Source organism: Nostoc sp. NMS9 (genome assembly GCF_017114995.1).
Classification (GTDB): domain Bacteria; phylum Cyanobacteriota; class Cyanobacteriia; order Cyanobacteriales; family Nostocaceae; genus Nostoc.
On record NZ_JABXKL010000039.1, the window covers coordinates 152,473 to 164,907 of the forward strand.

Genomic DNA, 12,435 nt, shown 5'->3' on the forward strand with positions numbered 1-12,435 from the left:
ATGAGTCGTAAGGCGAGGGCATCTGAATCCCAAAACATCTTTGCTGGCGGTAGAAACAAGGGCACATTCATCCGGGAGAAACTGCTGCACTATGGTGTTGCTTCCTTATCCGTTGTCTTAGCACTGTGGGCAACTCTGCTACTCCATCCATATCTCACTCCAACGCCTGCGGCACTGTTTTTTGGTGCGGTGATGGTGAGTGCTTGGTATGGTGGCTTAGGACCAGGATTACTTGCAACCGTTTTGTCTACTTTGGCAGTCAATTACTTCTTTTTTAAGCTACTCCATGCGCAGAACATTACAAATCTGAATATTGTAGTTCCCTTGCTAGTGTTCATGCTGACAGCAGGGTTAATCAGCTGGCTTAACGAATCACACCGCACAGCTCAACGGCAAGCTGAGGCGAACCTGAAGTCACTACGTGAAAGCGAGGCACGGTTTGGTCGCTTAACAGAGTCCAATATTATTGGGGTAATTGTGGCCGATCTGAATGGCTTGATCGTTGAAGCCAATGATGCCTTTCTAAAAATGCTCAATTATACACGTGAGGATTTGTGCTCTGGTCGAATCCGCTGGGGCGAGATCGTTCCACTCGAATATATTGATGTGAGCGAGCGAGCGATTCAAGAACTGACAATGACTGGGAGTTGTAAGCCTTTTGAGCAGCAATACATCCGCAAAGACGGCTCTCTAGTTGCCGTTCTACTTGGTTTTGCTAAACAAGGAGATCGGACAATCATTGGTTTTGTTCTTGACTTGAGCGAACGCAAACAAGCCGAAGCAGAAGCCCAGCATCGCTCCCGCCAAGCAGAAGAAGCCCAGAGCATTTTACAAATGCTCTTAGAACACGTCCCAGAGGGAATTACTATCACTGCTGGCCCCCCTGATTTCCCAATCATCGCTAACAGCAAACTCGCGCAAAAACTTTTGGGCAGACCAAATGAATCTCTCGTTGGTATGCCTTCTGAATCTTATGTTCAGCTTTACAGTCTGTTCTTGGCTGATGGTGTAACGCCCCTCACTTTAGAGCAACTGCCTTTATACCGTGCTACGCGCTATGGAGAAACGATCCGCGATGAAGAAGGCATCATTGAACGTCCAGATGGTACTACAATTACCGCGATCGCCAATGTTGTACCAATTCGAGATTCCCAAGGTCAGATTATTGGTGCAATAGATTGCTGGCGCGATATCACCAACCGTAAGCTCATAGAAGAAGCACTGCGGCAACGAGAAACAGAACTTCGTTTAATTACAGATACGCTGCCAGTTCTGATTACTTTTGTAGATTCAGAACAACGCTACCGCTTCAACAACCAAGCATATCAAGATTGGTTTGGGCATCCGCCAGCAGAAGTTTATGGAAAACATCTTTGGGAAGTATTGGGTGAATCCGCTTATGAAGTGCTTCGTCCTTATGTGGAACAAGTACTAGCAGGAGAACAGGTTACATTTGAAAGTCAAGTTCCTTATAAAGATGGTGGCACACGTTACATTAATGCCATTTATGTTCCCCAGTTTAATAAACAAGGAATCGTTGAAGGGTATGCGGCGTTGGTCACTGACATCAGCGAACAGCAAGCCGCGCTACGCGATCGCAACCAAGCAGAAGCAGCGTTACGTGAAAGTGAAGCCCGCTTTCGCCAGATGGCAGACACTGCTCCCGTACTGATTTGGATGTCCGGCACTGACAAACTTTGTAACTATTTTAATAAACCCTGGCTAGATTTTACCGGGCGGACTCTGGAGCAAGAGATGGGCAATGGGTGGACTGAAGGTGTTCATCCTAATGATTTTCAGCGTTGCTTGGATACATACACCAATGCCTTTCATACCCGACAAAAATTTAAAATGGAATATCGCCTCAGACACTGTGATGGCGAATATCGTTGGGTTTTTGATACTGGCGTACCTCGGTTTGCACCAATGGGGGAGTTTCTCGGCTATATCGGCTCTTGTGTTGATATCCACGATCGCAAGTTGGCAGAAGAAGCGCTACGTGATAGTGAGGAGCGATACCGAATTTTAACGGAGGTATCACCGCAGGCTATTTGGATGGGCGATCGCGATGGTGGTATTAGCTATTGCAATCAATACTGGTTAGACTATACCGGACTGACAATGGAGCAGACTGCTGGCTATGGCTGGATTTATGTCATTCACCCCGATGACCGCGATCGCGTCTTTAAAACTTCGATGCAGGCTGTTGCTAACGCTACAGACTACGAAGTAGAAATTCGCTTCCGTCAAGTTTCTGATGGTAGCTATCGTTGGCATATTGTCCGGGGTTTACCATTTCGAGATCAAAGTGGACAGATTATCAAGTGGGTGGGCATCGCCAGCGACATTCACGCTCGCAAAGTTGCCGAAGCCTCCCTGCAACAACTTAATGAAATGCTAGAGCAACGAATTCAAGAACGCACTGCTCAACTCGAAGCCGCCAATAAAGAACTCGAATCCTTCTCCTACTCAGTCTCTCACGACTTGCGGGCACCACTGCGCCACATCGCCGGATTTATCGAATTGCTTCAGAAACGCCATAGCTCAACAAGCTTAGATCAAACAAGTCAGCGCTATTTGAAAATAATTGCCGAAACTGCCAAACAGGCAGGAATACTGATCGATGAGTTGCTGACATTTTCTCGCATGGGGCGCACGGAAATGCGCTATATCAACCTGAATATGGAGGAATTGGTACAAGAAATAAAACGCGATTTAATTACAGAAACCCCAGGACGGATAATCCATTGGCACATCGAATTACTGCCAGAAGCGCAGGGCGATCCCTCCATGCTGCGGCTGGTGCTTCGCAACCTGATAGGCAATGCCGTAAAATATACCCAGACTCAAAACCCAGCAGAAATTACTGTTGGAAGTATTGACAATGAAAACGAAGTTGTCTTTTTTGTACAAGATAACGGCGTAGGCTTTAATATGCAATATGTACACAAGCTATTCGGAGTATTTCAACGTCTACATAGCGACCCAAAATTTGAAGGCACTGGTGTTGGATTGGCAAACGTGCAACGCATTATTCATCGGCATAATGGTCGAGTTTGGGCAGAGGCTCTAGTTGACAGTGGCGCCACCTTTTATTTCTCGCTGCCTAAATTGTCAAAGAAGGAGAGTGAATGAAAGAACTTAAGCGGATTCTGCTAATTGAAGACAGTGCCAACGATGCAGAGTTAATCCTAGCCGCCTTGTCGGAAAACCATCTCGCCAATGAAGTAGTGGTGGTACGTGATGGCGAAGAAGCACTAGATTATCTTTATCGCCGGGGGTTGTTTCGGTTGCGAATGGAAGGGTATCCTGTTGTAGTGCTGCTCGATTTGAAACTGCCTAAAGTCGATGGGTTAGAAGTATTGGTACAACTCAAATCTGACCCAGTAATGCGAGTGATTCCAGTGGTGGTACTTACTTCTTCCCGCGAGGAGCCAGATTTAGTTCGATGCTACGAGTTAGGGGTCAATGCCTATGTTGTCAAGCCAGTAGATTACCATGAGTTTGTCGATTCTATTAAAGGTGTTGGATTATTTTGGGCAGTGATCAATCAGCCTCCCATTGGTGCTCTACCTCCAGCACCTCATCGTCAACAGGAGAGCAACTGATGAATGTCCTCCGTTTCCTCCTTTTGGAAGACAGCTGGTTAGATGCAGAGCTTGCCCAAGTGATATTAACCGAAGCGGGAATTAATTGCGAACTGCTCCGAGTCGAAACAGGTGCTGATTTCCTAGCTGCTTTAGAAACAGAAGTTTTCGATTTAATTCTTGCCGATTATGCCTTGCCCTCTTTTGATGGAATTTCTGCCTTGGAAATTGCCCGAAATCGTTGTCCAGAGGTTCCTTTTATCTTTGTCTCTGCTGTACTGGGTGAAGAATTAGCGATCGAAGCTTTGAAGAACGGTGCAACCGATTATGTGTTGAAGCAACGACTAGGGCGGTTAGTTCCCTCAGTGCAACGCGCATTGCGGGAAGCTAAGGAGCGGCGTAAGCGCAAGCAAGCAGAGGAGTCTTTACAGAAGAGTGAAGCCAAGTATCGCCGAATTGTTGATACCTCTTATGAGGGAATCTGGATGATTGACAAAGAAGCTCGAACAGAGTTTGTGAATCAGCGGATATCTCAGATGTTGGGTTATCCAGCAGAAGAAATACTGGGTCGTTCTATATTTGATTTTATGGATTGGGCTGATGATATCGCAGATGAAGCAAAACTGGAGTGGTTCAAAGGAGAAGAGAGCGATCTTAAAGAAGGGCGATTGCGCTGCCAAGATGGTTCGTACATCTGGACACTGATTTCTGCGAGAGCGATTTTGAATGAACAAGATGAGTGTTTAGGTGCGATCGCCATGCTAACTGACATCACTGATCGCAAACGCACCGAATCAGAACGCGATCGCCTTTTGCAACTAGAGCAAACAGCCAGGGCGGAAGCTGAGGCTGCTAACCGAATCAAAGATGAGTTTTTGGCGGTACTTTCTCATGAATTGCGATCGCCCTTGAATCCGATTCTCGGTTGGGCAAAACTGTTGCAGAGCCGGAAATTTGATGAGGCAGCGCTCAACAAAGCCCTGAAAACTATTGAGCGCAATGCGAAATTACAAGCTCAACTAATTGAAGACTTATTAGATGTTTCTCGCATCCTCCAAGGCAAACTCAGCCTGAACATGATCCCAGTCGATCTAGTATCTACCCTTGAAGCCGCAATGGAAACAGTGCATTTGGCAGCAGAGGCTAAAACCATTGAGATTGAGACGATGCTCGATCCAACTGTGGGGAAAGTTTTGGGTGATTCAGCCCGCTTACAGCAAGTTTTCTGGAATCTTCTATCGAATGCCGTCAAGTTTACTGAGACTGAGGGAAAAGTAAATGTGCGATTGGAGCGCATTGAGGCTGAGGCGCAGATTACTGTCAGCGATACAGGTAAAGGCATTAACCCTGACTTTTTACCTCATGTATTTGACTATTTCCGTCAGGGTGATAGTACAACAACTAGAAGATTTGGTGGATTAGGGTTAGGTTTAGCGATCGCTCGTCACTTGATTGAAATGCACGGGGGAAAGGTTTGGGCGGAAAGTCCTGGCGAGGAGCAGGGAGCGATCTTCACAGTTAGATTGCCGCTAATCAAAGACAGTGCAACGATCGAGGATGACACAAATACTGATTCCTCAACTGCCGCTTTTCCCTCCTCTCCCCTCATGGGTTTACAAGTGCTGGTTGTGGATGACAATGATGATACCCGCGACTTTTTCAGCTTTGTACTGGAACAGTTTGGCGCGATCGTCACGGCAGTAGCATCAGGATATGAAGCATTACAAGCGCTAACCCAGTCAAAGCCAGATATCTTACTCAGCGATATTGGAATGCCAGAAATGAACGGCTATATGCTGATGCAACAGGTGCGGACTTTGGAAGCAAAACTCGGAGGAAAAAAGATGCCTGCGATCGCTCTGACTGCTTATGCAGGCGAAATCAATCAGCAGTACGCACTAAGAGCAGGGTTTCAACAGCACATCGTTAAACCTGTAGCACCCGAGGAATTGCTCATGGCGATTTCTAACTTAGTCCAATCTACTTAGGGTTTATTATCAACCTGAGTAATTAGATGAACTGGCTTAATGTTACAGATTTTAAACTATTCTTCACAAGTAATATCATGTCCGGCTAATTAGTTATAATTTCCAAATCTATGCAGAAAGCCCAAAAACCCCTCCCCTCTGCACCTCTGCCCCCCTGCGGTCTTAATGATAAGTCTTTAACCGGACATGATACAATATGGTCTTTTTAATTGCCTAGAATACTCCAGGTGATACAGAAAATGTTGTATCAATAAGGTTCGGTTAAGGTTTTTTGATGAAAATTCTAGATCGCAAAGACGCGATTTATCACCGTCAAGACGAAAGACTGATTATTGTAGAGACGGCGATTCATCGCGTCTCTTGCCTTAACCGAACAGTATTGCGCCCCTACAAATCTCCAAATAATTTGGGATAATTTATTTTTTGCAAGTCCTTAACGCATATTTAACTGCACCAGATGTCTAATCATTCGTGAATAATCAGATCCCTGACTTCTCTAGAAAGTCAAGGGTATTGTTTCTCACGAATGATTCAGGATTGTTATATAGATAATTTTTATATAGTAGATTTAATCTTTCGCCAATTTTATCCGTGTTTGTACTCTATCATAACTTTACGGATACTCTTAGAATCAACCTAAATTTATTTCCGTAAGGAGTCGGATATGAAGACTTATGACATGTCTTTCATAAAGACCAATGGACTCACGACTTTGTTGGTATTTGTCTCAGTTATATTTATTTTATCATTCACTCTAATTATATTATTTTTTGAAAATATTCAAGGATTTTCAAATCAAGAAAAAATTGAATATATCACTCAAGCATTAACAACGATTGCCATAATTATTGGGGGATTAGCATTAATTCTTAATGCTTACTATACATCCAGACTCTCTCTAGATGAGAATCACAGCTTGTTAACGCAACTCCTAGCCGGAACACTAGCTTGGGATAACAATATCGTAAATTGCATCAATCAGACACAATTAACTCCACAAGAAATTGTTTCCGAACGCTTTTCTAAAGCGATTGAACAACTAGGAAATGAAAAGATTGAAACGCGATTTGCTGCAATTTATGCTTTGGAGCGAATTGCCAAAGATTCCCCGAAAGATCATTGGACAATCATGGAAATCCTCGCTGCTTTTATCCGCGAGAATGCCCCAGTGAATAGGGAATATGAGGATGAGTCACTGCAATCATCAAAACTTCCTACAGATATTCAAACAGCCTTAACTGTCATTGGAAGACGGGATTCATATAAAGATCCAGTCAATCAAAAACTCGATTTGCGCAATACAGACCTCTGCAATGCAGACTTAACGGAAGCTAACCTCTCTAGAGCAATTTTTGTCGGGGCTAACTTGCAATGGGTCAATTTTACCAGAGTAAACCTTTCTGAAGCAGACTTATCAGTGACCTGTCTTTGTGGCTCAATCCTCTATGAAGCCAACCTACAAAAAGCAATCCTCCCAGAAGCCAATCTCCAAGGCGCAGTTCTTAGAAAAGCAAACCTTTCCCAAGCAATCCTTTATGATGCCAACTTGGAAGGGACAGTTCTTTGTGATGCCAACTTAACAGCAGCAGTTCTTTGTGATGCCAACTTGGAAGGAGCAATCCTTTGTGATGCCAACTTAGAAGAAGTTAACTTTGAGGGTAGCAATCTCCAAAATACAAACCTGATTGGCAGTAACTTGCAAAGGGCAAAACTGGCTGGAGCTAACCTAGAAAGCGCATTACTGAGTACAGCTAACCTCCAAGAAGCTAATCTCCAAGAAGCTAACCTCTGTGGAGCAAACTTGAGCGGCTCGGAAAATGTAGAATCACAGCAGATTGAACAAGCAATTGGCGATCGCACAACCATCCTACCGGAAAATCTGAAAATACCCCAACATTGGCGGTAATAAAAACTAAAATTTCAGCATCTAAAACTTGATTACACGATAGGGACGCATAGGTAATGCGTTCCGATCGTGTTTAATTTAGTACCCAAAACTAAAAAATTGCCAAAAACCTGATAAATATTCTCTATCAGCCTAAATTTTCCGCAATTTAAATCACTAACAATTATCAAACGCCGAGAGGTTTTTAACACAGATGCGATCGCCACTGCAACTGCTGCTAGTCTAGTTTCCTGTAGCCCAGCTGGTAAATCCCCTAGTGTACAAGCAGGACTGCCGAATATCCGTTGGCGGATGGCAACTAGCTGGCCTAAATCTTTGGGTACTTTTATCGGTGCCCAAACAGTTTCCCGGCGAGTTGAAGAAATGACGAATGGGCGTTTCCAAATTACACCCTTTGCGGCTGGAGAATTAGTACCAGGATTGCAAGTACTCGATGCTGTGCAAGCCGGGACTGTTGAATGCGGTCACACATCCAGCTACTATTACATCGGCAAAAGTTCAGCATTAGCCTTCGCCACCTCCGTACCTTTCGGTTTAAATACCCAACAGCAGAATGCTTGGCTTTATAACGGTGGTGGATTAGAAGCCATACACAAAGTTTATACCAACTTTAACGTGATTAGTTTTCCCGCTGGTAGTACTGGGGCACAGATGGGGGGATGGTTTAAAAAAGAAATCAAGTCTATTTCTGACCTTAAAGGTTTGAAAATGCGAATTCCCGGATTAGGTGGCGAAGTCATGTCGCGTTTAGGGGTGAACGTGCAAGTATTACCTGGAGGCGAAGTTTATTTAGCATTGGATAGGGGAGCCATTGATGCTGCTGAGTGGGTAGGCCCTTACGATGACGAAAAACTCGGTACACTTCACAGATGTAGTATGGAGTTATGCTACCTTACGACAGATGTGGATGAAAGCTGCTGTAATTCAGAAAAATCGTCTATGTGGTTTCACTAATGCCAATTTACCAACTCATCTGCTAGAGATTCTAAAGGTTTACTGTTATATAAGCAATGCTTGCTAGAGTCTGGAGTGCATCAATTGTGGGCATCGATGCCGTCAAAGTAGGCGTGGAAGTCGATGTGTCAGGGGGATTACCGGGAATTGTTGTCTTGGGACTTCCAGATTCAGCGATTCAAGAGTCAAGAGAAAGAGTCAAAGCAACTTTGAAAAATACTGGCTTTGCCTTTCCGATGCGAAAGATAGTAATTAATTTAACTCCGGCAGATTTACGCAAAGAAGGCCCCTGTTTCGATTTGCCTATTAGTGTGGGAATTTTGGCGGCTTCTGAGCAAGTTAGCGGTGATTTGTTGGGGGATTATCTATTTTTGGGCGAAGTATCTTTGGATGGCAGTTTGCGTCCTGTGGCTGGTGTATTACCGATCGCAGCAGCAGCTAAAAAGATGGGAATTGCAGGTTTAGTTCTCCCTGCTGATAATGCCCAAGAAGCGGCAGTAGTCGAAGATTTGGCTGTTTACGGCTGCAAACATCTGTCTGAGGTGGTAGATTTTTTAAATAATCCGGGGCGTTACAAACCTGTGCAGGTAGATAGTACAACACAGACAACAACAGTATCCTATCCTGGCGGAGATTTGCATGATGTCAAAGGACAAGCTCATGCGCGTCGTGCTTTAGAAATTGCTGCGGCTGGTGGGCATAATCTCATTTTTGTCGGACCGCCTGGTAGTGGGAAGACGATGCTAGCAAGGCGCTTACCGGGAATTTTACCGCCGTTGAGCTTTGCCGAATCTTTAGAAGTGACTCGCATTCATTCGGTAGCTGGTTTATTGAAAAATCGTGGTACATTGGTACGCGATCGCCCTTTTCGCAGTCCCCACCATTCAGCATCCGGGCCTTCTCTGGTGGGTGGTGGTAGCTTCCCTCGTCCTGGAGAAATCTCATTATCTCACAGAGGTGTGCTGTTCCTTGATGAACTCACGGAATTTAAACGAGATGTGTTGGAATTTCTGCGCCAACCTTTAGAAGATGGCTACGTCACAATTTCCCGCACCAAATTATCGGTAATGTTTCCCGCACAGTTTACTTTGGTGGCGAGTACTAATCCCTGTCCTTGCGGTTACTATGGCGATACCATCCAACAATGTACTTGTTCTCCCCGTCAACGCGAGCAATATTGGGCAAAACTTTCTGGGCCGTTGATGGATCGAATTGATTTACAAGTTGCAGTGAATCGCTTGAAACCAGAAGAAATTACCCAACAACCGACGGGAGAAACATCAATATCAGTACGCGAACGAGTCCAACAAGCAAGCGATCGCGCCATTACCCGTTTCCAAGGAGAAGCAAATCTGCGTTGCAATGCCCATTTGCAAAGTAGTCATCTCCAGAAATGGTGCAAATTAGATGATGCTAGCCGCAATTTATTAGAAGCAGCAATTAGAAAATTAGGCTTATCGGCAAGAGCAAGCGATCGCATTCTCAAAGTAGCACGGACTATTGCAGATTTAGCAGGAGAAGATGAGCTAAAAACCAATCATGTAGCGGAGGCGATTCAGTATCGCACAATTGATAGAATGCAGTAGAAATCTTGTTATGATGCTTAAGGATTGATACAGATACTTTGTGTTACCAGCAGCTAGAATAGCAAGGCTAAAGCTATGATTTTAATAAATGAGTGAGAGTCCAAACTTTATGGAAATCAATACTTTAACAGAATCACAGACCGCAAATTTAAAAGTCAATATTTTGGTGAAAACTAGAGAAGATGGTCGCGTGATCGCATCTGTTTTGGAACTTCCACAGTATCGTGTCGAAGCTGCAACTCGTGAACAGGCACTCTTGATACTCAACCAGCTTTTGGTTCAACATCTAGACAAAGTTGAAGTCATTCCAATGGAAATCAAATTGCCTCAAACTGAGCAATCTCAAAAACCTTGGATGAAATTTGCAGGAGTATTTAAAGATGATCCAGACTTTGACGTAGTTCAGCAGTATATTCAAGAGTATCGCCAAGAATTGGATACTACTGAGAATGCAATAGATTCTAGTACGCAGAGGGAAGCAAGTTGAGTCTTTGGATTCTCGATACTGATAGCGTTTCTCTTTTCCAGAGAGGAAATTTAGAAATTGCTCGTCGCCTAAACATGATTGACGCTGGCGAATTAGCGATTACAATTGTTACTGTTGAGGAACAACTTCGTGGACGATTTCAAGTCATTTGACGAGCGGCTGCTAATGATTTGGTTTCGGCTTATGAGAAACTACAGGTAACGTTTGATAGTTTGAAAAGCTTCAATGTTTTAAGATTCACTCCAGAAGCACAAGCATTATATACGAATCTAATCAATCAAAATATTAAAGTTGGTAGGCAGGATTTACGGATTGCTGCAATCGCTCTTTCTGTCAATGGAATTCTGGTCACACGGAACAATCAGGACTTTTGTCAAGTACCCAATTTAGTTTTGGACAATTGGACTTTATAATTTGATCGCTACAGTGATTCAGTTATACTCCCCAAAAGTTTCGGAAGTATTGTCGGTAAAGTTCACAGCTACAAATCACGCCCTCACTGGTAATTTTGACTAGACCGATCGCTTCTAGTTTATATTGGATTTCTGACTTTAAAGACACTGGTTCATCTACAGTAACAACTTCTTTCATCGCATCGGCAAGTTCTGGTTGTTCCGTTAAAATTTGTCCTAGACGGCGGAGATAATTTGTGTAAATACTCTTAGCCGTGAAGGCAGTTTGTGTGAGTTCATCGAATGTAATGTCGCGATTAGCAATCCGATACATAGCTAAACGTAACAAAAACGGATGACCGCCAACGATCGCCATTAATCGATCAACTTCTACAGATGTCCAAGACAAATAATGGCGATCGGCTAATGTTTGAACCTGTTCATGCGTAAATTCAGGCAGTTCGATTGTGATACCTACATTAAAAGGCGATTGATTGAGATCGATTGGAACAACATATACTTCCGTTGAGTGAGCAATAACTAATCGAAGATTTTGCAGTATATGACTACGCTTTCCAGCTTCGTGAATTGATCGTAAGAATCCCAAAAAATCGCCATAAATATGAGCGTACTTAAATACAATATCGATTTCATCTAAGCCAAGTGTCAGCGGTTGACGCAAATCTGGTAATAAGTGGGTTTCAAAATATTCTTGAGTTCCAAGATTGCTACCAACCATCGCCACTAAATTATGATATGCACTTACGTTGATCGAGTGTTTTGCTCGTAGTGCTACGCTGTTACAAAACCATCGGAGAAAACTATCGGAATCAGTAAACGCTTGTTGAGTAGCTTGCTGGAGACTTAGATAAACGATTTGATCGCCCTGGTACTTGGCACGATCAAGAATTCGTGTCACCAGCGAAGACTTTCCCATTTGTCGAGGCGCTTTGATGCGAATTAGGGCGGTTGACTTACTGATTTCGGCAAAATAATGCTCCTCATGCGGCGGGCGTGGAATATAAAATGGCGATGAAAGCGGAACTTCACCTTCCGGTGTTTCCAAAACTGGGCTAGATGAAGGAGGCGCAATCGGGAAGGGATTTCTTCGCTCAATATCCGGTTCTAAAAGCACCTTCGGCGTATCTGGTTCTAGTTGAGTAAAGTTAGGCAAGTCTGCGACCGATCGCCAATCATCTATTCCTAATCCCTCACACATCCTTTGAAAGTAATCCCGCTGGGTTTTTTGACCATTGAGAAATTTAGAAACGGTCGATTGAGACATCACTAGATGCTCTGCAAAATCGGCTTGGCTAAAGAAGCCATTTCTCAATAACAAAGTTTGAACCTTAGAAACGCAATCTGGGTGTAACCTGATAAAACGCGGCATAAATTCGGTAAATACTGGTATCTTATTAAGAGCATATAACAAAGCCTTAAGTAAGAGAGTGAAATTAGACATAACATACAATTTTGTTTTGTAGTAAGTTATGAAAGCCTTTACTGCAAAGGTTTCTATGTCTGAAGCTCCTAGA

General features: G+C 43.7%; 9 protein-coding genes and 1 pseudogene. 9 read left to right on the forward strand and 1 reads right to left on the reverse strand.

The window, feature by feature from the left end; translation table 11 throughout:
* The 9 genes and pseudogenes from HWQ40_RS13375 (at position 1) to HWQ40_RS13415 (ending at position 10,660) form a co-directional block, all read left to right on the forward strand.
* Positions 1-3,135 (forward strand): PAS domain S-box protein, encoded by a 3,135-nt coding sequence (locus tag HWQ40_RS13375; protein ID WP_292778447.1) that lies wholly within the window; start codon positions 1-3, stop codon positions 3,133-3,135.
* A complete protein-coding gene (locus HWQ40_RS13380) occupies positions 3,132-3,608 on the forward strand; it encodes a response regulator (RefSeq protein ID WP_292778449.1) in 477 nt (158 codons plus the stop codon). The genes HWQ40_RS13375 and HWQ40_RS13380 overlap by 4 nt, the downstream gene beginning before the upstream one ends.
* Positions 3,608-5,575: a response regulator gene (locus HWQ40_RS13385; protein WP_292778450.1), complete on the forward strand. Its 1,968-nt coding sequence runs from the start codon at positions 3,608-3,610 to the stop codon at positions 5,573-5,575. The genes HWQ40_RS13380 and HWQ40_RS13385 overlap by 1 nt, the downstream gene beginning before the upstream one ends.
* A gap of 274 nt (positions 5,576-5,849) precedes the next feature.
* A complete protein-coding gene (locus tag HWQ40_RS13390) occupies positions 5,850-5,990 on the forward strand; it encodes a hypothetical protein (RefSeq protein WP_292778452.1) in 141 nt (46 codons plus the stop codon).
* 264 nt (positions 5,991-6,254) lie between these two features.
* Positions 6,255-7,481 carry a pentapeptide repeat-containing protein gene (locus HWQ40_RS13395; RefSeq protein ID WP_292778454.1) on the forward strand — a complete coding sequence of 409 codons (1,227 nt, stop codon included), beginning with the start codon at positions 6,255-6,257 and terminating at the stop codon, positions 7,479-7,481.
* Positions 7,482-7,646: 165 nt separating this feature from the next.
* Positions 7,647-8,339: pseudogene (locus HWQ40_RS13400) on the forward strand (ABC transporter substrate-binding protein); the annotation flags it as partial.
* Positions 8,340-8,491: 152 nt separating this feature from the next.
* Positions 8,492-10,021, forward strand: a complete 1,530-nt coding sequence (locus HWQ40_RS13405; RefSeq protein ID WP_292778456.1) for a YifB family Mg chelatase-like AAA ATPase — start codon at positions 8,492-8,494, stop codon at positions 10,019-10,021.
* 88 nt (positions 10,022-10,109) lie between these two features.
* The gene (locus tag HWQ40_RS13410; RefSeq protein ID WP_292778458.1) at positions 10,110-10,508 is read left to right on the forward strand and encodes a hypothetical protein; all 399 of its coding nucleotides are present in this window, start codon (positions 10,110-10,112) and stop codon (positions 10,506-10,508) included.
* Entirely contained in the window at positions 10,505-10,660 is a 156-nt protein-coding gene (locus HWQ40_RS13415; RefSeq protein ID WP_292778460.1) for a hypothetical protein, read from the forward strand. Before HWQ40_RS13410 ends, HWQ40_RS13415 begins: the two co-directional genes overlap by 4 nt.
* A 283-nt stretch (positions 10,661-10,943) precedes the next feature.
* Here HWQ40_RS13415 and HWQ40_RS13420 read toward each other — a convergent pair whose 3' ends face one another.
* On the reverse strand, positions 10,944-12,362 hold the full coding sequence (locus HWQ40_RS13420; protein WP_292778462.1) for an AAA-like domain-containing protein: 1,419 nt from the start codon (positions 12,360-12,362) through the stop codon (positions 10,944-10,946).
* Positions 12,363-12,435: the final 73 nt, after the last annotated feature.

Excerpts from the sequence above, each read along its gene's own strand:
- HWQ40_RS13375 (WP_292778447.1), top strand. The coding sequence starts at position 1 with ATGAGTCGTAAGGCGAGGGCATCTGAATCCCAAAACATCTTTGCTGGC.
- HWQ40_RS13380 (WP_292778449.1), top strand. The coding sequence starts at position 3,132 with ATGAAAGAACTTAAGCGGATTCTGCTAATTGAAGACAGTGCCAACGAT.
- HWQ40_RS13385 (WP_292778450.1), top strand. The coding sequence starts at position 3,608 with ATGAATGTCCTCCGTTTCCTCCTTTTGGAAGACAGCTGGTTAGATGCA.
- HWQ40_RS13390 (WP_292778452.1), top strand. The coding sequence starts at position 5,850 with ATGAAAATTCTAGATCGCAAAGACGCGATTTATCACCGTCAAGACGAA.
- HWQ40_RS13395 (WP_292778454.1), top strand. The coding sequence starts at position 6,255 with ATGTCTTTCATAAAGACCAATGGACTCACGACTTTGTTGGTATTTGTC.
- HWQ40_RS13405 (WP_292778456.1), top strand. The coding sequence starts at position 8,492 with ATGCTTGCTAGAGTCTGGAGTGCATCAATTGTGGGCATCGATGCCGTC.
- HWQ40_RS13410 (WP_292778458.1), top strand. The coding sequence starts at position 10,110 with ATGAGTGAGAGTCCAAACTTTATGGAAATCAATACTTTAACAGAATCA.
- HWQ40_RS13420 (WP_292778462.1), bottom strand. The coding sequence starts at position 12,362 with ATGTCTAATTTCACTCTCTTACTTAAGGCTTTGTTATATGCTCTTAAT.